The 17,674-nt window shown below is 35.9% G+C and carries 30 protein-coding genes and 1 pseudogene; 30 read left to right on the top strand and 1 reads right to left on the bottom strand.

Annotation, left to right across the window (positions count from 1 at the left end; genetic code table 11):
- Window positions 1–78 precede the first annotated feature (78 nt).
- The gene (locus IEW94_RS10520) at window positions 79–1,773 is read right to left on the bottom strand and encodes a BamA/TamA family outer membrane protein (RefSeq protein ID WP_188652736.1); all 1,695 of its coding nucleotides are present in this window, start codon (window positions 1,771–1,773) and stop codon (window positions 79–81) included.
- Between the two features lie 308 nt (window positions 1,774–2,081).
- Between IEW94_RS10520 and rpsL the strand changes: the two genes are divergently transcribed.
- The 30 genes and pseudogenes from rpsL to rpsD all read left to right on the top strand — a co-directional run bounded on the left by rpsL (window position 2,082) and on the right by rpsD (window position 17,605).
- Window positions 2,082–2,456: a 30S ribosomal protein S12 gene (gene rpsL / locus IEW94_RS10515; RefSeq protein ID WP_166967703.1), complete on the top strand. Its 375-nt coding sequence runs from the start codon at window positions 2,082–2,084 to the stop codon at window positions 2,454–2,456.
- Between the two features lie 22 nt (window positions 2,457–2,478).
- Window positions 2,479–2,955 (top strand): 30S ribosomal protein S7, encoded by a 477-nt coding sequence (gene rpsG / locus IEW94_RS10510; RefSeq protein WP_188652734.1) that lies wholly within the window; start codon window positions 2,479–2,481, stop codon window positions 2,953–2,955.
- Between the two features lie 6 nt (window positions 2,956–2,961).
- Complete coding sequence (gene fusA / locus IEW94_RS10505; protein WP_188652732.1) at window positions 2,962–5,088, top strand: elongation factor G; 2,127 nt, start codon at window positions 2,962–2,964, stop codon at window positions 5,086–5,088.
- A gap of 12 nt (window positions 5,089–5,100) precedes the next feature.
- Window positions 5,101–5,406 carry a 30S ribosomal protein S10 gene (gene rpsJ, locus IEW94_RS10500; RefSeq protein ID WP_007650482.1) on the top strand — a complete coding sequence of 102 codons (306 nt, stop codon included), beginning with the start codon at window positions 5,101–5,103 and terminating at the stop codon, window positions 5,404–5,406.
- Window positions 5,407–5,547: 141 nt separating this feature from the next.
- Window positions 5,548–6,165, top strand: coding sequence for a 50S ribosomal protein L3 (gene rplC / locus IEW94_RS10495; RefSeq protein WP_188652730.1), 618 nt, complete (start codon window positions 5,548–5,550; stop codon window positions 6,163–6,165).
- Window positions 6,165–6,794: a 50S ribosomal protein L4 gene (gene rplD, locus IEW94_RS10490; protein WP_188652728.1), complete on the top strand. Its 630-nt coding sequence runs from the start codon at window positions 6,165–6,167 to the stop codon at window positions 6,792–6,794. The genes rplC and rplD overlap by 1 nt, the downstream gene beginning before the upstream one ends.
- Before the next feature lie 7 nt (window positions 6,795–6,801).
- The gene (rplW, locus tag IEW94_RS10485) at window positions 6,802–7,092 is read left to right on the top strand and encodes a 50S ribosomal protein L23 (RefSeq protein ID WP_188652726.1); all 291 of its coding nucleotides are present in this window, start codon (window positions 6,802–6,804) and stop codon (window positions 7,090–7,092) included.
- A 10-nt stretch (window positions 7,093–7,102) separates the two neighbouring features.
- Window positions 7,103–7,927 carry a 50S ribosomal protein L2 gene (gene rplB, locus IEW94_RS10480; RefSeq protein WP_188652725.1) on the top strand — a complete coding sequence of 275 codons (825 nt, stop codon included), beginning with the start codon at window positions 7,103–7,105 and terminating at the stop codon, window positions 7,925–7,927.
- Window positions 7,928–7,930: 3 nt separating this feature from the next.
- Window positions 7,931–8,209 carry a 30S ribosomal protein S19 gene (gene rpsS, locus IEW94_RS10475; protein WP_188652723.1) on the top strand — a complete coding sequence of 93 codons (279 nt, stop codon included), beginning with the start codon at window positions 7,931–7,933 and terminating at the stop codon, window positions 8,207–8,209.
- Window positions 8,210–8,215: 6 nt separating this feature from the next.
- Window positions 8,216–8,623 carry a 50S ribosomal protein L22 gene (rplV, locus tag IEW94_RS10470; protein ID WP_188652721.1) on the top strand — a complete coding sequence of 136 codons (408 nt, stop codon included), beginning with the start codon at window positions 8,216–8,218 and terminating at the stop codon, window positions 8,621–8,623.
- Window positions 8,624–8,632: 9 nt separating this feature from the next.
- Complete coding sequence (rpsC, locus tag IEW94_RS10465) at window positions 8,633–9,358, top strand: 30S ribosomal protein S3 (protein ID WP_188652719.1); 726 nt, start codon at window positions 8,633–8,635, stop codon at window positions 9,356–9,358.
- A 21-nt stretch (window positions 9,359–9,379) separates the two neighbouring features.
- A complete protein-coding gene (rplP, locus tag IEW94_RS10460) occupies window positions 9,380–9,799 on the top strand; it encodes a 50S ribosomal protein L16 (protein WP_188652717.1) in 420 nt (139 codons plus the stop codon).
- Window positions 9,800–9,812: 13 nt separating this feature from the next.
- Entirely contained in the window at window positions 9,813–10,004 is a 192-nt protein-coding gene (gene rpmC / locus IEW94_RS10455; RefSeq protein ID WP_188652715.1) for a 50S ribosomal protein L29, read from the top strand.
- A gap of 14 nt (window positions 10,005–10,018) precedes the next feature.
- On the top strand, window positions 10,019–10,276 hold the full coding sequence (gene rpsQ / locus IEW94_RS10450) for a 30S ribosomal protein S17 (protein WP_072399584.1): 258 nt from the start codon (window positions 10,019–10,021) through the stop codon (window positions 10,274–10,276).
- 2 nt (window positions 10,277–10,278) lie between these two features.
- Window positions 10,279–10,647, top strand: a complete 369-nt coding sequence (gene rplN / locus IEW94_RS10445; RefSeq protein ID WP_116038984.1) for a 50S ribosomal protein L14 — start codon at window positions 10,279–10,281, stop codon at window positions 10,645–10,647.
- An 11-nt stretch (window positions 10,648–10,658) separates the two neighbouring features.
- Window positions 10,659–10,970 carry a 50S ribosomal protein L24 gene (gene rplX, locus IEW94_RS10440; protein ID WP_188652713.1) on the top strand — a complete coding sequence of 104 codons (312 nt, stop codon included), beginning with the start codon at window positions 10,659–10,661 and terminating at the stop codon, window positions 10,968–10,970.
- A 2-nt stretch (window positions 10,971–10,972) separates the two neighbouring features.
- Window positions 10,973–11,524, top strand: a complete 552-nt coding sequence (rplE, locus tag IEW94_RS10435; protein WP_188652712.1) for a 50S ribosomal protein L5 — start codon at window positions 10,973–10,975, stop codon at window positions 11,522–11,524.
- Between the two features lie 3 nt (window positions 11,525–11,527).
- A complete protein-coding gene (rpsN, locus tag IEW94_RS10430; RefSeq protein ID WP_188652710.1) occupies window positions 11,528–11,797 on the top strand; it encodes a 30S ribosomal protein S14 in 270 nt (89 codons plus the stop codon).
- 68 nt (window positions 11,798–11,865) lie between these two features.
- Window positions 11,866–12,264, top strand: a complete 399-nt coding sequence (gene rpsH / locus IEW94_RS10425) for a 30S ribosomal protein S8 (RefSeq protein WP_188652708.1) — start codon at window positions 11,866–11,868, stop codon at window positions 12,262–12,264.
- 11 nt (window positions 12,265–12,275) lie between these two features.
- Window positions 12,276–12,818, top strand: a complete 543-nt coding sequence (gene rplF / locus IEW94_RS10420) for a 50S ribosomal protein L6 (protein WP_188652706.1) — start codon at window positions 12,276–12,278, stop codon at window positions 12,816–12,818.
- Window positions 12,819–12,828: 10 nt separating this feature from the next.
- Complete coding sequence (gene rplR, locus IEW94_RS10415; RefSeq protein WP_188652704.1) at window positions 12,829–13,185, top strand: 50S ribosomal protein L18; 357 nt, start codon at window positions 12,829–12,831, stop codon at window positions 13,183–13,185.
- A 6-nt stretch (window positions 13,186–13,191) separates the two neighbouring features.
- Window positions 13,192–13,716 carry a 30S ribosomal protein S5 gene (gene rpsE / locus IEW94_RS10410; RefSeq protein WP_188652702.1) on the top strand — a complete coding sequence of 175 codons (525 nt, stop codon included), beginning with the start codon at window positions 13,192–13,194 and terminating at the stop codon, window positions 13,714–13,716.
- An 11-nt stretch (window positions 13,717–13,727) separates the two neighbouring features.
- The gene (gene rpmD, locus IEW94_RS10405; protein WP_188652700.1) at window positions 13,728–13,910 is read left to right on the top strand and encodes a 50S ribosomal protein L30; all 183 of its coding nucleotides are present in this window, start codon (window positions 13,728–13,730) and stop codon (window positions 13,908–13,910) included.
- 14 nt (window positions 13,911–13,924) lie between these two features.
- Window positions 13,925–14,377 carry a 50S ribosomal protein L15 gene (gene rplO, locus IEW94_RS10400; RefSeq protein WP_188652698.1) on the top strand — a complete coding sequence of 151 codons (453 nt, stop codon included), beginning with the start codon at window positions 13,925–13,927 and terminating at the stop codon, window positions 14,375–14,377.
- Window positions 14,378–14,390: 13 nt separating this feature from the next.
- The gene (secY, locus tag IEW94_RS10395) at window positions 14,391–15,737 is read left to right on the top strand and encodes a preprotein translocase subunit SecY (RefSeq protein ID WP_188652696.1); all 1,347 of its coding nucleotides are present in this window, start codon (window positions 14,391–14,393) and stop codon (window positions 15,735–15,737) included.
- An 11-nt stretch (window positions 15,738–15,748) separates the two neighbouring features.
- Window positions 15,749–15,965, top strand: a pseudogene (infA, locus tag IEW94_RS10390) (translation initiation factor IF-1).
- A gap of 4 nt (window positions 15,966–15,969) precedes the next feature.
- Window positions 15,970–16,086 (top strand): type B 50S ribosomal protein L36, encoded by a 117-nt coding sequence (gene ykgO, locus IEW94_RS10385; protein WP_013305171.1) that lies wholly within the window; start codon window positions 15,970–15,972, stop codon window positions 16,084–16,086.
- Between the two features lie 2 nt (window positions 16,087–16,088).
- On the top strand, window positions 16,089–16,463 hold the full coding sequence (gene rpsM / locus IEW94_RS10380; protein ID WP_188652694.1) for a 30S ribosomal protein S13: 375 nt from the start codon (window positions 16,089–16,091) through the stop codon (window positions 16,461–16,463).
- Window positions 16,464–16,471: 8 nt separating this feature from the next.
- On the top strand, window positions 16,472–16,855 hold the full coding sequence (rpsK, locus tag IEW94_RS10375; RefSeq protein ID WP_188652692.1) for a 30S ribosomal protein S11: 384 nt from the start codon (window positions 16,472–16,474) through the stop codon (window positions 16,853–16,855).
- Window positions 16,856–16,999: 144 nt separating this feature from the next.
- Window positions 17,000–17,605, top strand: a complete 606-nt coding sequence (rpsD, locus tag IEW94_RS10370; RefSeq protein ID WP_188652690.1) for a 30S ribosomal protein S4 — start codon at window positions 17,000–17,002, stop codon at window positions 17,603–17,605.
- Window positions 17,606–17,674 lie beyond the last annotated feature (69 nt).

The following is a 17,674-nucleotide window of genomic DNA, read 5'->3' as shown; positions in this document are numbered from 1 at the left end:
AAAAAGTTAATAAAACAATAAATCAGTTCAAAAACTTAATTTTTTTAACAAAAATCATGAATTTAAAAAAGTGAATACCTAAAAATTAGCAATTAAACTTAAGTGCACCTTTGAATTTGAGAATTTGAATTTTTGGTTATCACTTTTACCAGCAGCATAATTTAATTTGAACAAACCAGCTTTCGAGAGAAGCCCAAGCCCAAACCCAAAGCCATACAGTTTTTCGTTAGTTTTGGTTATTTTGTTCTCCAGTAATGTCATGTCCGTTATGGTATGTATATATAAGGTGTTGTTTAGTTGTAATCTGTACTCCGTATTTATCAATGCATAAGAGGTTGCCAGTAAGCTATTCTCTTCAAAACCACGTATGGAGTTGATGCCTCCAAAGCGTGACAGTTCGTTTTCAAAATATGTATTTGAGACAAGGCTATTACCATTCAATCTAAAATAAAGACTATTTTTTGCGTTCAGATTTATTATTTTAAAAGCATCAAAATTTAGTATTGTTTGTTTTTCTGAAGTATCTGTGTGCCTTCTTTTGCCAAATCCAGATTCAGCATAAATATTTGTTTTTATTGGAAAAAGCAAATTATAAGGTTGTGCTTTTGTGAATTCATAACCAAAGGTTGTAAAGTTTGAATTGTAATCTGAAATGCCAGTATTTGATGTGTTATTAAGAAGATTGCTGGATTGCGTGCTTTTTATACCCATAAAAACTTTGTTCCTTGAGTCTATTTGATAATGCAGTTTGGCTACCTGGTCAACGGTTGTAAAGGTTGAATCTTGTTTGAAAATATGAAGTTGACAATCAACACCAATTGGTGTTTTGAAAAGATATGGGAGCATTACATGGGCTTCAAACCGATTTTGCTGGTTTTGGGTGCTCTTATATTGTAGACCAAATGCTTCTCCGTAATTTAAGTTGTTAACAAGATTTAAATTTAAATACCCATTGAAATCTATTTTGTTAGTTTGTTCGTTGGTGCCAAAACCTAAAAAACCATCAAATGTGTTGCTCTTGGTTTTTTCAACATATATATATAAGGTAGTAGAATCTTTGGTGAACAACACTTCTGGCGCTTTTATTTGGTTTGCGAACCGCAAGTTATTCAGTTGTTCTGTTTTTCTTTGCAAAGTGCTCAAATCAAATAATTGGTTGGGTTTAATTTTTAAATAATATTTTAGATAGGATTTTGGAAATTTCTCATATCTTTTAATTAGAATGGCATTAATGATTCTTTTATTCTCATAATCATCAATCATTAAATCGGCCGTTAAAGTGTCAGCATCTTTTATATTGATATTTGAAAGTTTTAATTTTGAAAACGGAAGGCCTTTTTCCGTTTGTTTAGAGTTTATGAAATTCAAGGCAGTTTCAACAGATTCAATTGGCAAAATAAAATACACATCAAACACTTGTTTTGAGATCATTTTAATCACTGATGGAGAAACTAAATTCTTGTCATAATATATGTATATTTTTTTGTACCTATTTTTAAGATGGAATTCAGCCTGATATGTTGAGTCATTGATTTTAATTGTGTTCTGTTGGTTCTCAAAGTAACCAATTTTTAAAAGCTTTTTTTGAATGGTATCTATTTCAGAGATTACTGAACCATAATCCTTGTGCGTTTTCAAATAATCCAACGAGTCAATTACCTTGCTTTCTTGTTTGTTGTTGCCCGTCACTTGAAGGTGTAAGTTTTGACACCATGACTGTGGTGTAAAAAAAACACCTACAATAATATAAAGTAAAATTTTTGTTTTCTGCACAACTAAAAACCAAGATTATTCAGTTGTAAAACTAACGGAAAAACATGGCTTATAATATAGAGGATAAAGTAATTTTTAAATTCTGTTGAAATTACTGGAATTATATCTTAAATAATATTGGTCAAAATCCTTAATATACTATGGAATAAGCAGCATAAACGCTAGGGTAAATTTAGTGATTACACAATACCCCTAAAAAAATATTGTCTATGTTGTGAAAATTAATCTATTAGGGTTTGAAAAATACTTTTTTATTTCTACATTTGCAGCCCTCTTAGAAGAGGTATTTTAAAAAACATATAAGATATATGCCAACAATTTCACAATTAGTAAGAACAGGAAGAGCCAAAATAACCAAGAAGAGTAAATCGGCTGCTTTAGATTCTTGTCCTCAAAGACGTGGAGTATGTACGCGTGTTTACACTACAACACCAAAGAAACCAAACTCAGCAATGCGTAAAGTTGCAAGGGTAAGGTTGACCAATGGTAACGAGGTAAACGCCTACATTCCAGGAGAAGGACACAATCTACAAGAGCACTCGATAGTATTGGTTAGAGGTGGAAGGGTAAAAGATTTGCCAGGAGTTAGATATCACATCGTTCGTGGTGCCTTAGACACCGCAGGTGTTGCAGGTAGAACACAACGTAGATCTAAGTACGGTGCAAAACGCCCAAAAAAGTAATTTAAACTTTTAAGAAGAAGACATGAGAAAAAGACAAGCGAAAAAAAGACCGCTTTTGCCAGATCCACGATTTAACGATCAGTTAGTAACACGTTTTGTTAACATGATGATGTGGGACGGTAAAAAGTCTGTAGCTTTTAAAGTGTTCTATGATGCCATGGATATCGTAGAAACCAAAAAAACGGATGAAGAAAAAACAGCTCTTGAAGTTTGGAAAGATGCCTTATCAAACGTTATGCCTCACGTAGAAGTACGTAGCCGTAGAGTTGGAGGTGCAACCTTTCAAATACCAATGCAAATTCGTCCAGACCGTAAAGTTTCAACAGCCATGAAATGGTTGATAAACTATTCACGTAAAAGAAACGAAAAATCAATGTCACAACGTTTAGCTTCAGAAATTTTGGCAGCAGCTAAAGAAGAAGGAGCAGCGGTTAAAAAACGAGTTGACACTCATAAAATGGCAGAGGCGAATAAAGCATTCTCTCACTTTAGATTTTAATAAGAAATGGCAAGAGATTTAAAATATACAAGAAACATAGGTATTGCTGCTCATATTGATGCTGGTAAAACAACAACAACTGAGCGTGTACTTTATTATACAGGAGTATCCCATAAAATAGGTGAGGTTCATGATGGTGCAGCCACTATGGACTGGATGGAACAAGAGCAAGAGCGTGGTATTACTATTACCTCTGCTGCAACAACTTGTGAATGGGTGTTCCCTAGAGTTGATGGCTTACCAACTGATGAATCAAAAAGTTATCACTTTAATATTATTGACACTCCTGGCCACGTGGATTTTACGGTTGAAGTAAACCGTTCATTGCGTGTATTGGATGGGTTGGTCTTTTTGTTTAGTGCGGTTGATGGTGTTGAACCACAATCTGAAACTAACTGGAGGCTAGCTGATAACTATAAAGTGCCAAGAATTGGTTTTGTTAACAAAATGGACCGTCAAGGAGCAGACTTCATGATGGTTAACAGACAAGTTAAAGAAATGTTAGGTTCTAATGCAGTGCCTATCGTTCTTCCAATTGGTGACGAAATTGATTTCAAAGGAATCATTGACTTGGTGAAAAACAGAGCTATTGTGTGGCATGATGAAACACAAGGAGCTACGTTTGATGTGATTGATATTCCTGAGGATCTTAAAGAAGAAGCAAAAAAATACAGAGCTTTATTGATTGAAGAAGTAGCTGCTTACGATGAAAATCTTTTGGAGAAATTCATGGAAGATGAAGATTCTATAACAGAAGACGAAGTGCATGCTGCTTTAAGAGCTGCCGTTATGGATATGTCAATCATACCTATGATTTGTGGTTCGGCCTTTAAAAACAAAGGTGTTCAATTTTTATTGGATGCGGTTTGTCGCTACTTGCCTTCACCAATTGATAAAGAAGGAATTAAAGGTATCAATCCTGATACTGAAAAAGAAGAGCTTCGTAGACCAGATGTTAAAGAACCTTTCGCGGCTTTGGCATTTAAGATTGCTACCGATCCATTTGTTGGTCGTTTAGCATTCTTTAGAGCCTATTCTGGTAGATTGGATGCTGGTTCTTATATATTGAACAATCGTTCAGGCAACAAAGAACGTATTTCACGTATCTATCAAATGCATGCCAATAAGCAAAATGCTATTGATTTTATTGAAGCGGGAGATATTGGAGCAGCTGTAGGATTTAAAGATATTAAAACAGGTGATACCTTAACATCAGAGAAACATCCTATCATTTTAGAAAGTATGAACTTCCCTGATCCGGTAATTGGTATTGCTATCGAGCCTAAAACCAAGGCTGATGTGGATAAGTTAGGAATGGCTTTATCTAAATTGGCTGAAGAAGATCCAACGTTCCAAGTGCGTACTGATGAGGCAAGTGGCCAAACCATTATATCTGGTATGGGTGAGCTTCATTTGGATATCATTGTGGATCGTTTAAGACGTGAGTTTAAGGTTGAAGTCAACCAAGGTAAACCACAAGTTGAGTACAAAGAAGCCATTACAAAAGCTGCAAATCACAGAGAAGTTTACAAAAAGCAATCTGGTGGACGTGGTAAGTTTGCTGATATTGTATTTAAGTTGGAGCCAGCAGAAGAAGGAAAAGTAGGATTGGAGTTTGTTAACGAAATCAAAGGAGGTAACGTTCCTAAAGAATATATACCTTCAGTTGAAAAAGGATTCAAACAAGCTATGGCTAATGGTCCTTTGGCAGGTTTTGAGGTAGATGCCATGAAAGTAACACTTGTAGATGGATCGTTCCACGCAGTGGATTCGGATGCACTATCATTTGAATTGGCAGCAAAATTAGGATTCAAAGCAGTTGCTAAACAAGCTGGAGCCGTTATACTTGAGCCTATCATGAAACTTGAGGTGATTACACCTGAAGAGAATATGGGTGATATTGTAGGAGATTTAAACCGTCGTCGTGGTCAAGTAAATGACATGGGAGACAGAGCAGGTGCCAAAGTAATCAAAGCAGAAGTGCCTTTATCTGAAATGTTTGGTTATGTAACCACATTAAGAACATTGTCTTCAGGACGTGCAACATCAACAATGGAATTTTCACATTATGCTGAGACACCTTCAAATATTTCTGAAGAAGTTATCAAAGAAGCTAAAGGTGTACAATCTTAAACAGTCAAGAAAATGAGTCAAAAAATCAGAATAAAATTAAAGTCTTACGATCACAACTTAGTAGACAAGTCTGCAGATAAGATTGTAAAAACAGTAAAAAGTACAGGTGCTGTTGTAACTGGGCCAATTCCATTACCAACACACAAGAAAATTTTCACTGTGTTGCGTTCACCGCACGTAAACAAGAAATCAAGAGAACAGTTTCAATTAAGCTCTTACAAGCGTTTACTTGATATCTATAGTTCATCATCAAAAACCATTGATGCCTTGATGAAACTTGAGTTGCCAAGTGGTGTTGAAGTTGAGATAAAAGTATAGTTTGTCATTCCTGCAAAGTCAGGAAAATAACATGTCCCACCGATGTGGTCGCGGGAAAAACGGTAAAAATACATTCAGGGTTGAACGTATTTCGACCCTGAAATTTTTTAAATAAGTAAGTAATAAATTAAATAAATAATTATGTCTGGGTTAATTGGAAAAAAAATCGGTATGACCAGCATCTTTGACGAAAATGGAAAGAACATTCCATGTACAGTTATAGAAGCAGGTCCATGTATCGTTACCCAAGTCAGAACCGAAGAAGTTGATGGTTATAAAGCCGTTCAACTTGGTTTCGATGACGCGACAGAAAAAAGTGCTACTAAAGCTGATCTAGGTCACGCTAAAAAAGCAGGAACTTCTGTAAAACGCAAAATCGTAGAATTCAAAGGTTTTGAGGAGGAGTACAAATTAGGTGATGCCATCACAGTAGAGCACTTTACAGAAGGTGAGTTTGTTGATGTGTCAGGAATTTCAAAAGGAAAAGGTTATCAAGGTGTTGTAAAGCGCCATGGATTTGGTGGTGTAGGTCAAGCTACCCACGGTCAGCATAACCGTTTAAGAGCGCCAGGTTCTATTGGAGCAGCTTCATATCCTGCAAGAGTATTCAAAGGCATGAAAATGGCCGGTAGAATGGGTGGAGAAAAAGTGAAAGTTGAAAATTTAAGAGTTTTAAAAGTAGTTGCTGAAAAGAACTTACTTGTAGTGAAAGGCTGTGTGCCAGGACACAAAAACGCTTATGTAATTATTAGAAAATAATGAAAGTAGCAGTTTTAGATATAAACGGAAAAGACACAGGTAGAAAGGCAGACCTTTCTAAAGATGTGTTTGCTATTGAGCCTAATAATCACGCTGTATATTTGGATGTTAAACAATATTTGGCAAACCAAAGACAAGGAACTCACAAATCAAAGGAGAGAGCTGAGATTGCCGGAAGTACACGTAAGATTAAAAAGCAAAAAGGAACTGGTACTGCAAGAGCAGGTAGTATTAAGTCTGGAGTATTTAAAGGTGGTGGTCGTATGTTCGGTCCAAGACCTAGAAATTACAGTTTCAAACTTAATAAAAGTTTAAAGCGTTTAGCACGTAAATCGGCCTTGAGTATTAAAGCCGGTGAAAACTCAATCGTTGTGTTGGAAGACTTCAATTTTGATGCTCCAAAAACCAAAAATTTCACAGCGGTTTTAAAGGCTTTAAACCTAGAAAACAAAAAATCTCTCTTTGTGTTGGGAGCGTCAAATAATAATGTATATTTGTCGTCACGCAATTTAAAAGGGTCTGAAGTTATAACTAATTCAGAATTAAGCACTTACAAGATTTTAAATGCAAATCAAATCGTGCTTTTAGAGAGCTCTTTAGAAGGAATTGAATCGAATTTAAGTAAATAAGAAACAGATGAATATCTTAATTAAACCGATAATCACAGAAAAAGCAACTGCTGCTAGCGAGTTAAGAAACTGCTACACGTTTGCTGTGAATACAAAGGCGAACAAGGTGGAAATTAAAAAAGCGGTAGAAGCTGCTTATGGTGTTTCTGTTGAAAAAGTTCGTACTATAAATGTCCGTCCAGATAGAAGAACCCGTTACACAAAAACAGGTATTCAACATGGTAAAACAAATGCTGTTAAAAAAGCAATTGTACAACTGGCGGAAGGTGAAATGATTGATTTATACAGTAACATGTAATTAAAGACTAATGTCAGTAAGAAAATTAAAACCAATCACACCAGGACAGCGATTTAGAGTAGTTAATGGATTTGACGCCATTACTACTGATAAGCCGGAGAAAAGTTTATTAGCTCCGAACAAAAAGTCTGGTGGTAGAAACAGTCAAGGAAAAATGACCATGCGCTACATAGGTGGTGGTCATAAAAAGAAGTATCGTATCATAGATTTCAAAAGAAACAAAGCAGGAATCCCTGCTGAAGTTAAATCTATCGAGTACGATCCAAACAGAACAGCTTTTATCGCTTTGTTGAACTATCAAGATGGCGAAAAACGATACATCATTGCACAAAATGGATTGCAAGTAGGTCAAACGGTTGTATCAGGTGAAAGCGCTGCTCCAGAAATTGGGAACGCTATGCCATTAAGCCAAATTCCTTTGGGAACCATTATTTCTTGTGTAGAGTTAAGACCAGGTCAAGGTGCTGTTATGGCGCGTAGTGCCGGTGCATTTGCACAATTAATGGCGCGTGACGGAAAATTTGCAACCATCAAATTACCTTCAGGTGAAACCCGATTGGTGCTAGTAAATTGTTTGGCTACCATAGGAGTAGTGTCAAACTCAGATCATCAATTGTTGGTTTCAGGAAAAGCTGGTAGAACAAGATGGTTAGGAAGAAGACCAAGAACAAGACCAGTTGTAATGAACCCTGTAGATCACCCAATGGGTGGTGGTGAAGGACGTGCTTCAGGAGGGCATCCTCGTTCAAGAAAAGGAATTCCTGCTAAAGGCTATAGAACGCGTTCTAAAAAGAATCCAACAAACAAATATATTGTAGAACGTAGAAAGAAATAAGACATGGCAAGATCATTAAAAAAAGGACCTTACGTTCATTATAAATTAGAAAGAAAAGTAGCTGTGAATGTTGAATCCAACAAAAAAACAGTCATCAAAACTTGGTCAAGAGCCAGTATGATTACTCCAGATTTTGTTGGTCAAACCATAGCTGTTCATAATGGCCGTCAATTTGTGCCAGTTTATGTAACTGAAAACATGGTAGGTCATAAATTAGGAGAATTTTCACCAACACGATCATTTAGAGGTCACGCAGGTGCTAAAAACAAAGGTAAAAAATAGTAAGCAATGGGAAGTCGTAAAAAACAAATGGCAGACGCTATTAAGGAAGAGAAAAAGCATATCGCTTTTGCTAAGCTTAATAATTGTCCTACATCACCAAGAAAGATGCGTTTAGTAGCCGATTTGGTAAGAGGTGAACGCGTAGAAAAAGCGCTTAGTATTTTGAAATTCAACCAAAAAGAAGCTTCAGCTAAATTAGAAAAATTGTTATTGTCTGCAATTGCAAACTGGCAATCTAAAAATGAAGAAGCAAATATTGAAGAGGCTGAATTAATAGTAAAAGAGATTAGAGTTGATGGGGGCGCCATGTTAAAAAGGTTACGTCCAGCACCTCAAGGTCGCGCTCACAGAATTAGAAAACGTTCCAACCACGTTACATTGGTTGTTGGAGCTAACAATAACACACAAAGCTAAGATAGAAGTATGGGACAAAAAACAAATCCAATCGGAAATCGCTTAGGTATTATCAGAGGATGGGAATCTAACTGGTACGGAGGTAATGATTATGGAGATAAGCTTGCCGAAGACGATAAAATTAGAAAATACGTACACGTACGTTTATCTAAAGCTAGTGTAAGTAGAGTAATTATTGAGCGTACACTTAAACTTGTAACCGTTACTATCACTACGGCTCGCCCAGGTATCATTATTGGTAAAGGCGGTCAAGAGGTAGACAAGTTAAAAGAAGAGCTTAAGAAAATTACCGGAAAAGAGGTTCAGATCAACATCTTTGAAATTAAAAGACCCGAACTGGATGCGTTTTTAGTAGCATCAAGTATTGCTCGTCAAATTGAAAACAGGATTTCATACAGACGTGCAATAAAAATGGCTATCGCTGCTACTATGCGTATGAATGCTGAAGGAATTAAGGTTCAAATCAGTGGTCGTTTAAATGGTGCTGAAATGGCACGTTCTGAACACTATAAAGAAGGCCGTATTCCTTTGTCAACCTTTAGAGCCGACATTGATTATGCTTTAGTTGAGGCACACACTACTTATGGTAGATTGGGTGTTAAGGTATGGATCATGAAGGGTGAAGTATATGGTAAAAGAGAACTTTCTCCGCTTGTTGGATTGTCCAAAAAGCAAGGAAAAGGTGCAGCCGCAGGGCGTGGAGGAAACAATTCTAAACCACGTCGTAGAAAGTAATTTTTTATAAAGTAAAGAAAAATGTTACAGCCTAAAAGAACAAAATTTCGTAAGCAGCAAAAAGGACGTATGAAAGGTCTGTCCCAAAGAGGACACCAACTTTCAAACGGAACTTTTGGAATAAAATCACTAGACTCAGAGTTTTTAACATCGCGTCAAATTGAAGCAGCACGTATTGCCGCTACACGTTACATGAAAAGGGAAGGCCAGATTTGGATCAAGATATTTCCAGATAAGCCAATCACCAAAAAACCTCTTGAGGTACGTATGGGTAAAGGTAAAGGTGCCGTTGAGTATTGGGTAGCCGTTGTAAAGCCAGGTAGAGTACTTTTTGAAGTAGGAGGAGTGCCATTAGAGATCGCAAAAGAAGCGTTACGTTTGGCAGCCCAAAAGTTACCTGTTAAAACTAAGTTTATAATCGCTAGAGATTACGAAGCATAATTTATTTGATATTATGAAACAATCAGAAATTAAAGAATTATCTGTAGCTGAGTTGCAAGAGAAACTTAGTGAGACAAAAAAGAGTTATTCTGACCTAAAATTAGCTCATGCAATATCTCCTTTAGAAAATCCAATTCAGTTACGTACCATAAGACGTACTGTAGCTAGAATTGCGACAGAATTAACTAAAAGAGAATTACAATAATTCTGCTATAAGAGATGGAAACAAGAAATTTAAGAAAAGAACGTATAGGAGTTGTTACCAGTAACAAAATGCAAAAATCAATTGTAGTTGCTGAGGTTAAAAAAGTAAAACACCCTATGTATGGTAAGTTCGTGTTAAAAACAAAAAAATATGTTGCACACGACGAAACAAACGATTGTAACATTGGAGATACCGTAAAGATCATGGAAACTAGACCTTTAAGTAAATCTAAATGTTGGAGATTAGTTGAAATAATTGAAAGAGCTAAGTAATTATGGTACAACAAGAATCAAGACTTAAAGTAGCAGATAACACTGGAGCAAAAGAAGTATTAACAATACGTGTTCTAGGTGGTACTAAAAGAAGATACGCTTCTGTAGGAGACAAAATAGTTGTGTCTGTAAAAGATGCAACCCCTAACGGCAACATTAAAAAAGGTGCTGTTTCTACCGCAGTTGTTGTGCGTACCGTAAAAGAAGTAAGACGACCAGACGGATCCTACATCAGATTTGATGATAATGCCTGTGTGCTTTTAAATCCGCAAGGAGAAATGAGAGGAACCCGTGTATTTGGTCCGGTTGCTAGAGAACTTCGTGACAAACAGTTCATGAAAATTGTATCATTGGCACCTGAAGTGCTTTAATGAATTATAAGATGACAAAGCTTAAAATAAAATCAGGAGATACTGTTAAAGTCATTGCCGGAGACCATAAAGGAGCCGAAGGCAAAGTACAACAAGTATTAGTAGATAAGAACAAAGCGATCGTTGAAGGTGTGAACATGGTTAAGAAACATACAAAACCAAGTGCACAAAACCCTCAAGGAGGAATCGTGGAAAAAGAAGCTCCTATTCATATTTCCAATTTATCATTGTTAACCAAAAAAGGCGAAACAACACGAGTTGGATACAGAATGGAAGGCGACAAGAAAGTAAGATTTTCAACAAAATCAAATGAAGTAATATAGTTATGGCATATTCACCCAGACTTAAAGAAGAGTATAACAGCAAAGTAATTGCTGCTCTTACAGACGAATTTGGTTATAGTAACGTCATGCAAGTGCCTAAACTTAAAAAGATAGTAGTATCTAAAGGAGTTGGTGCAGCGGTTGCAGACAAAAAGTTAATTGACTACGCTGTAGAAGAATTAACAACTATAACAGGACAAAAAGCCGTAGCAACAATATCTAAAAAAGACGTTGCATCTTTCAAATTGCGTAAAGGCATGCCAATTGGGGCAAAAGTAACTTTACGTGGTGAAAGAATGTATGAGTTTTTAGATAGATTGGTTACTACTGCCTTACCTCGTGTAAGAGATTTTAACGGCATAAAAGCAACAGGATTTGACGGACGCGGTAATTACAATTTAGGTATTACCGAGCAAATCATCTTCCCAGAGATCAATATTGACAAAGTGAATAAAATCTCTGGTATGGATATTACATTTGTAACGTCTGCTGAAACCGATAAAGAAGCAAAATCATTATTAACCGAATTAGGATTACCTTTTCAAAAGAACTAAGATATGGCTAAAGAATCAATGAAAGCCCGTGAGGTAAAAAGATCTAAAACAGTAGCTAAGTATGCTGAAAAACGTAAAGCTTTAAAAGAAGCTGGCGATTATGATGCATTACAAAAGCTACCAAAAAACGCATCTCCTATTCGTCAGCATAATAGATGTAAATTAACAGGAAGACCAAAAGGCTATATGAGGGATTTTGGTATTTCACGTGTAACCTTTAGGGAAATGGCCAATCAAGGCTTGATACCTGGAGTAAGAAAAGCAAGTTGGTAATATTATTTTAATAATCAGGTTTAAGGTTCAACACAGGTTGAAAACCAAAATCGCAAAATCAATTCATTATGTACACAGATCCAATAGCGGATTATTTGACAAGAATTAGAAACGCAGTGCGTGCCAACCACAGAGTGGTTGAGATACCGGCGTCTAATTTGAAAAAAGACATCACTAAAATATTATTCGAACAAGGATATATTTTAAGTTACAAGTTTGATGATTCTACTGTACAAGGAACTATTAAAATAGCTCTTAAGTACAATAAAGAAACTAAAGAACCTGTAATCAAGAAGATTGAAAGAATAAGTAAACCAGGTTTACGTAAATACGCAAGTTCAAAAGACCTACCAAGGATTCTTAATGGTCTTGGTGTTGCCATAGTTTCTACGTCTCACGGCGTAATGACAGGCAAACAAGCCAAAAGAGACAATGTAGGTGGCGAAGTATTGTGTTACGTTTACTAAAAAGATAAGACATGTCAAGAATAGGTAATAACCCAGTAGTAATTCCAGATGGCGTTACAGTTGATGTAAAAGACGGCGTAGTTACAGTAAAAGGAAAATTAGGTGAGTTAACCCAAAATTTCGATTCTGTAGATATTAAAGTTGAAGATGGCAATGTTTTAGTAACTCGTTCTTCTGATTCAAAAGACCAAAAAGCAAAACACGGTCTTTACAGATCTTTAATGCGTAACATGATTGAAGGCGTATCAAAAGGATGGACTAAAGAATTGGAATTGGTAGGTGTAGGATATAGAGCATCAAACCAAGGCCAAAAATTAGATTTAGCTTTAGGATTTTCACACAATATTGTTTTAGAAGTAGCCCCAGAGGTAAAAGTTGAAACAATTTCAGAAAAAGGTAAAAACCCAGTAGTGAAGCTAACATCGTTTGACAAACAACTTGTTGGTCAAGTTGCGGCCAAAATCCGTGATTTTAGAAGACCAGAGCCTTACAAAGGAAAAGGTATCAAGTTTGTTGGTGAAATCATAAGAAGAAAAGCAGGTAAATCAGCTTAATAAGTAAGTTATGGCATTGACAAAACACAAAAGAAGAATAAGAATAAAAAACAGAATCCGTAAAATAGTTTCTGGTACAGAAGCTAGACCAAGATTATCTGTTTTTAGAAGTAATAAAGAAATTTATGCTCAAATTGTTGATGATGTTACAGGTGTAACAATCAGTGCAGCATCTTCAAGAGATAAAGACATTAGTACTGCAAAAGTTAACAAAACCGAAGCAGCTGCTTTAGTAGGAAAAGCTGTTGCCGAAAAAGCTTTAAAAGCAGGTGTAGAAACAATCTCTTTTGATAGAGGCGGGTATTTATACCACGGTAGAGTAAAATCATTAGCTGAAGGAGCTAGAGAAGCAGGACTTAAATTCTAAGAAATTATGTATCGAAAATACAAAAGCGCAGAGTTAGTAAAACCAGGTGGATTGGATCTTAAAGATCGTTTAGTTGGTGTACAAAGGGTTACTAAAGTAACTAAAGGTGGTAGAGCATTTGGTTTTTCAGCAATTGTAGTGGTTGGTGATGAAGCTGGTGTTGTAGGACAAGGATTGGGTAAATCAAAAGACGTGGCTAGTGCTATTGCAAAAGCCATTGAAGATGCCAAGAAAAACCTTGTAAGAATTCCTATTAAAAAGGGAACTTTACCACATGAGCAAAAAGGTAAATATGGTGGAGCCAGAGTAAACATTATTCCTGCTGCTCCTGGTACAGGAGTAATTGCTGGTGGTGCTGTAAGAACAGTACTTGAAGCCGTAGGGGTTCATGATGTATTATCAAAATCTCAAGGATCTTCAAACCCTCATAATGTTGTAAAAGCTACATTTGATGCTTTATTACAGTTAAGAGATGCCAGCACCATAGCTTTGGATAGAGGAATTACACTTGAAAAAGTTTTTAACGCATAATCACGATAGAGATGGCAAAGATAAAAGTAACAAAGGTTAAAAGCGCAATCAATCGCACACAAAGACAAAAAAGAACTTTAGAGTCTCTTGGTCTAAAAAAGATTGGTCAAGTAGTAGAGCACGAAGCCACATCAAGTATACTTGGTATGGTTAGTAAAGTCAATCACTTAGTTTCTGTTGAAGAAATTAAATAACAATAAATACTGAAATGGATTTAAGTAATTTAAAACCTGCAGAAGGTTCAGTTAAAAACCAAGGAAAAAGAATTGGTAGAGGGCAAGGCTCTGGCAAAGGTGGTACTGCCACACGTGGTCACAAAGGAGCTAAATCTCGTTCTGGTTATTCTAAAAAGATTGGATTTGAAGGAGGGCAAATGCCACTTCAAAGACGTGTTCCTAAATTTGGTTTTACTAATATCAATCGCGTGGAATACCAAGGTGTGAATTTAGATACCTTACAAAAACTGGTTGATGACAAGAAAATTAAGGATGCTGTTGATTTTGAAACCTTATTCACCAATGGTTTGGCCGGAAAGAATGATCTAGTTAAAATATTAGGAAGAGGTGAGTTAAAAGCAAAATTAAAAGTATCTGCTCATAAATTTACAGCGACAGCAAAAGCTGCAATTGAAGCTGCTGGTGGTGAAGTTGTAACTTTATAACATATTAAAGTATATGAAATTTATAGAGTCAATAAAGAATGTTTGGAAAATAGAAGAACTAAGAAACCGCATAACGGTTACCATTGGTTTAATTTTAGTCTATCGTTTTGGTGCGCACATTACCTTACCAGGTATCGATGCTGCTCAGTTGGAAGGCTTAGCCAATAGTACAGACTCGGGATTATTAGGACTTCTTAATGCCTTTACAGGTGGTGCGTTTGCAAAAGCATCTGTATTTGCATTAGGTATTATGCCATACATTTCTGCTTCTATTGTGGTACAGTTAATGGGAATTGCGATTCCATATTTACAAAAACTACAAAAAGAAGGCGCCAGTGGCCAAAAGAAAATTAATCAAATTACACGTTGGTTAACCATTGCTATCTGTTTATTACAAGCACCTGGTTATTTAGCAAGTTTACCAGCATTAGGAATTCCACAAAGTGCATTCTTGTTGGGAAGTGGATTTTTATTTTATTTCTCATCAGTGAGTATTTTGGTAACAGGAACTATTTTTGCTATGTGGTTGGGAGAGAAAATTACCGATAAAGGTATTGGTAATGGTATTTCATTGTTAATCATGGTAGGTATTATAGCTAGAATGCCTCAAGCATTTATTCAAAATGCAGCCAATAGATTAGAAGGTAATAATGTCATGCTTATTCTTTTTGAATTGGTTATTTGGTTTGTGGTTATTTTAGCTTGTATATTATTGGTAATGGCCGTTAGAAAAATAGCTGTTCAATATGCAAGACGTACAGCATCCGGAAGTTATGAAAAGAATGTAATGGCTGGTTCAAGACAATACATTCCATTAAAGCTGAATGCTTCTGGTGTAATGCCAATCATTTTTGCACAGGCTATCATGTTTGTCCCAGGTTTAATTGGTAGATCATCATTTTTGAAAGACTCTGCTGTTGGAGCATGGATGCAGGCACAATTTTCTGATATTTTTGGTTTTTGGTATAATATGTTATTTGCCTTTTTAATTATTGTATTTACATACTTTTACACGGCAATTACAGTACCAACAAACAAAATGGCAGATGACTTAAAACGTAGTGGTGGTTTTATTCCAGGTATTAGACCAGGATCAGAAACCTCTGAATATTTAGATAAAATAATGTCGCAAATTACTTTGCCAGGATCCATATTTTTAGCCTTGATAGCTGTGTTCCCAGCCATGATCGTTAAACTTATGAATGTACAGCAAGGATGGGCGTTATTCTTTGGTGGAACCTCTCTAATCATATTAGTTGGTGTAGCCATTGATACTATGCAACAGGTAAATTCATACTTGTTGAATAGACATTATGATGGCTTGATGAAAACCGGTAAAAATAGAAAAGCAATAGCTTAATTTATAGATACATGGCAAAACAAGCAGCAATAGAACAAGACGGTACGATAATAGAAGCATTATCAAATGCAATGTTTCGTGTTGAATTGGAAAACGGTCATATTGTGACTGCGCATATCTCTGGTAAGGATGCGTATGCATTACATAAAATTATTACCAGGAGACAAAGTAAAATTGGAAATGAGTCCTTATGATTTATCTAAGGCTCGAATAACTTATAGATACTAATACGATGAAAGTAAGAGCATCCGTTAAAAAAAGAAGCGCCGATTGCAAAATCGTGCGACGAAAAGGTAGACTTTACGTAATTAACAAAAAGAATCCTAGATTCAAACAAAGACAAGGGTAGTTATGGCAAGAATTGCAGGTGTAGACATACCAAAAAACAAAAGAGGAGTTATCGCTTTAACTTATATCTATGGAATAGGTAAAAGTAGAGCAAAAGACATTTTGGCAACCGCTAAAGTTGACGAGAGTATTAAAGTTCAAGACTGGACAGACGACCAAATTGGACATATTCGTGAAGCTGTATCAGCCTTTACTATTGAAGGTGAATTACGTTCTGAAACACAATTGAGCATTAAGCGATTAATGGATATTGGATGTTACAGAGGTATTCGCCATAGAGCTGGTCTTCCTTTGAGAGGACAACGTACAAAAAACAACTCTAGAACTAGAAAAGGTAGAAGAAAAACAGTTGCTAACAAGAAAAAAGCAACTAAATAATAAGTAATATGGCAAAGACAAGTACTAAAAAACGTAAAGTTATTGTAGATTCTGTTGGTGAAGCTCATGTTACAGCTTCTTTTAACAACATTATTATTTCGCTTACCAACAAAAAAGGTGATGTTATAGCATGGTCTTCAGCTGGTAAGATGGGATTTAGAGGTTCTAAGAAAAACACACCTTATGCAGCTCAATTGGCAGCAGAAGATGCTTCAAAAGTAGCTCAAGAAGCTGGCTTGAAGAAAGTAAAGGTGTATGTTAAAGGTCCAGGAAATGGTAGAGAATCTGCCATCCGTTCTATCCATAACGCTGGTATTGAAGTTACTGAAATCATTGACGTAACACCACTACCACACAATGGATGTAGACCTCCAAAACGTAGAAGAGTTTAACGAATTTCGATTTCAGATTTTATATAATCGAATATCGTACTTCGTAAATCAAAAATTAATCAAGTATCAACGGGAGATCAACGTTTATCGAAGGATAAGATTAAGACCTTAATTCATAAACACTCCCACAACTAAATTTATAAAATGGCAAGATATACTGGTCCTAAAACTAAAATAGCTCGAAAATTTGGAGAGGCTATTTTTGGAGAAGATAAATCTTTTGAAAAAAGAAATTACCCTCCAGGTCAACATGGTGCAAACAAGCGTCGTGGAAAAAAATCTGAATATGCAATCCAGTTAATGGAAAAGCAAAAAGCAAAATACACGTATGGTGTGTTAGAGCGTCAGTTCAGAAATATGTTTAAAAAAGCTAGAGCCGCTCAAGGCATTACTGGTGAAGTTCTTTTACAACTTTGTGAGTCTAGACTAGACAATGTTGTTTTTAGAATGGGTATTGCTCCTTCACGCAGTGCTGCAAGACAATTAGTGTCTCACAGACATATCACCGTTAATGGAGAAGTGGTAAACATTCCATCTTACTCTTTAAATGCTGGTGATGTTGTTGCGGTTAGAGAAAAATCAAAATCGCTTGAAGCTATTGATAAATCATTATCAAACTCTAGCCACGTTTACGAATGGATTACTTGGAATAATGAAACCAAACAAGGAACGTATGTTTCTGTTCCTTCTAGAATTCAAATTCCAGAAAACATTAACGAACAATTCATCGTCGAATTATATTCTAAATAATAAATTAACAATATTGGTATTTGGCCAAAGGGTTTATTAGTACTTCTTCAAACTTATAAACCGCGCAAC

This window comes from Yeosuana aromativorans (genome assembly GCF_014646655.1).
GTDB classification, from domain to species: domain Bacteria; phylum Bacteroidota; class Bacteroidia; order Flavobacteriales; family Flavobacteriaceae; genus Yeosuana; species Yeosuana aromativorans.
This window is presented reverse-complemented; position numbering and strand designations above follow the sequence as displayed.

What these genes read in the sequence shown, in the direction of transcription:
- fusA (WP_188652732.1), top strand. Translation starts at nt 2,962, where the DNA reads ATGGCAAGAGATTTAAAATATACAAGAAACATAGGTATTGCTGCTCAT.
- rpsD (WP_188652690.1), top strand. Translation starts at nt 17,000, where the DNA reads ATGGCAAGATATACTGGTCCTAAAACTAAAATAGCTCGAAAATTTGGA.
- rplN (WP_116038984.1), top strand. Translation starts at nt 10,279, where the DNA reads ATGGTACAACAAGAATCAAGACTTAAAGTAGCAGATAACACTGGAGCA.
- rpsM (WP_188652694.1), top strand. Translation starts at nt 16,089, where the DNA reads ATGGCAAGAATTGCAGGTGTAGACATACCAAAAAACAAAAGAGGAGTT.
- rplC (WP_188652730.1), top strand. Translation starts at nt 5,548, where the DNA reads ATGTCTGGGTTAATTGGAAAAAAAATCGGTATGACCAGCATCTTTGAC.
- rpmD (WP_188652700.1), top strand. Translation starts at nt 13,728, where the DNA reads ATGGCAAAGATAAAAGTAACAAAGGTTAAAAGCGCAATCAATCGCACA.
- rpsS (WP_188652723.1), top strand. Translation starts at nt 7,931, where the DNA reads ATGGCAAGATCATTAAAAAAAGGACCTTACGTTCATTATAAATTAGAA.
- rplD (WP_188652728.1), top strand. Translation starts at nt 6,165, where the DNA reads ATGAAAGTAGCAGTTTTAGATATAAACGGAAAAGACACAGGTAGAAAG.
- rplX (WP_188652713.1), top strand. Translation starts at nt 10,659, where the DNA reads ATGACAAAGCTTAAAATAAAATCAGGAGATACTGTTAAAGTCATTGCC.
- rpsC (WP_188652719.1), top strand. Translation starts at nt 8,633, where the DNA reads ATGGGACAAAAAACAAATCCAATCGGAAATCGCTTAGGTATTATCAGA.
- rplB (WP_188652725.1), top strand. Translation starts at nt 7,103, where the DNA reads ATGTCAGTAAGAAAATTAAAACCAATCACACCAGGACAGCGATTTAGA.
- rpmC (WP_188652715.1), top strand. Translation starts at nt 9,813, where the DNA reads ATGAAACAATCAGAAATTAAAGAATTATCTGTAGCTGAGTTGCAAGAG.
- rplE (WP_188652712.1), top strand. Translation starts at nt 10,973, where the DNA reads ATGGCATATTCACCCAGACTTAAAGAAGAGTATAACAGCAAAGTAATT.
- rpsE (WP_188652702.1), top strand. Translation starts at nt 13,192, where the DNA reads ATGTATCGAAAATACAAAAGCGCAGAGTTAGTAAAACCAGGTGGATTG.
- ykgO (WP_013305171.1), top strand. Translation starts at nt 15,970, where the DNA reads ATGAAAGTAAGAGCATCCGTTAAAAAAAGAAGCGCCGATTGCAAAATC.
- rpsG (WP_188652734.1), top strand. Translation starts at nt 2,479, where the DNA reads ATGAGAAAAAGACAAGCGAAAAAAAGACCGCTTTTGCCAGATCCACGA.
- rplR (WP_188652704.1), top strand. Translation starts at nt 12,829, where the DNA reads ATGGCATTGACAAAACACAAAAGAAGAATAAGAATAAAAAACAGAATC.
- rplF (WP_188652706.1), top strand. Translation starts at nt 12,276, where the DNA reads ATGTCAAGAATAGGTAATAACCCAGTAGTAATTCCAGATGGCGTTACA.
- rpsK (WP_188652692.1), top strand. Translation starts at nt 16,472, where the DNA reads ATGGCAAAGACAAGTACTAAAAAACGTAAAGTTATTGTAGATTCTGTT.
- rpsJ (WP_007650482.1), top strand. Translation starts at nt 5,101, where the DNA reads ATGAGTCAAAAAATCAGAATAAAATTAAAGTCTTACGATCACAACTTA.
- rplO (WP_188652698.1), top strand. Translation starts at nt 13,925, where the DNA reads ATGGATTTAAGTAATTTAAAACCTGCAGAAGGTTCAGTTAAAAACCAA.
- rpsL (WP_166967703.1), top strand. Translation starts at nt 2,082, where the DNA reads ATGCCAACAATTTCACAATTAGTAAGAACAGGAAGAGCCAAAATAACC.
- rpsQ (WP_072399584.1), top strand. Translation starts at nt 10,019, where the DNA reads ATGGAAACAAGAAATTTAAGAAAAGAACGTATAGGAGTTGTTACCAGT.
- rplV (WP_188652721.1), top strand. Translation starts at nt 8,216, where the DNA reads ATGGGAAGTCGTAAAAAACAAATGGCAGACGCTATTAAGGAAGAGAAA.
- rplP (WP_188652717.1), top strand. Translation starts at nt 9,380, where the DNA reads ATGTTACAGCCTAAAAGAACAAAATTTCGTAAGCAGCAAAAAGGACGT.
- rplW (WP_188652726.1), top strand. Translation starts at nt 6,802, where the DNA reads ATGAATATCTTAATTAAACCGATAATCACAGAAAAAGCAACTGCTGCT.
- secY (WP_188652696.1), top strand. Translation starts at nt 14,391, where the DNA reads ATGAAATTTATAGAGTCAATAAAGAATGTTTGGAAAATAGAAGAACTA.
- rpsH (WP_188652708.1), top strand. Translation starts at nt 11,866, where the DNA reads ATGTACACAGATCCAATAGCGGATTATTTGACAAGAATTAGAAACGCA.
- rpsN (WP_188652710.1), top strand. Translation starts at nt 11,528, where the DNA reads ATGGCTAAAGAATCAATGAAAGCCCGTGAGGTAAAAAGATCTAAAACA.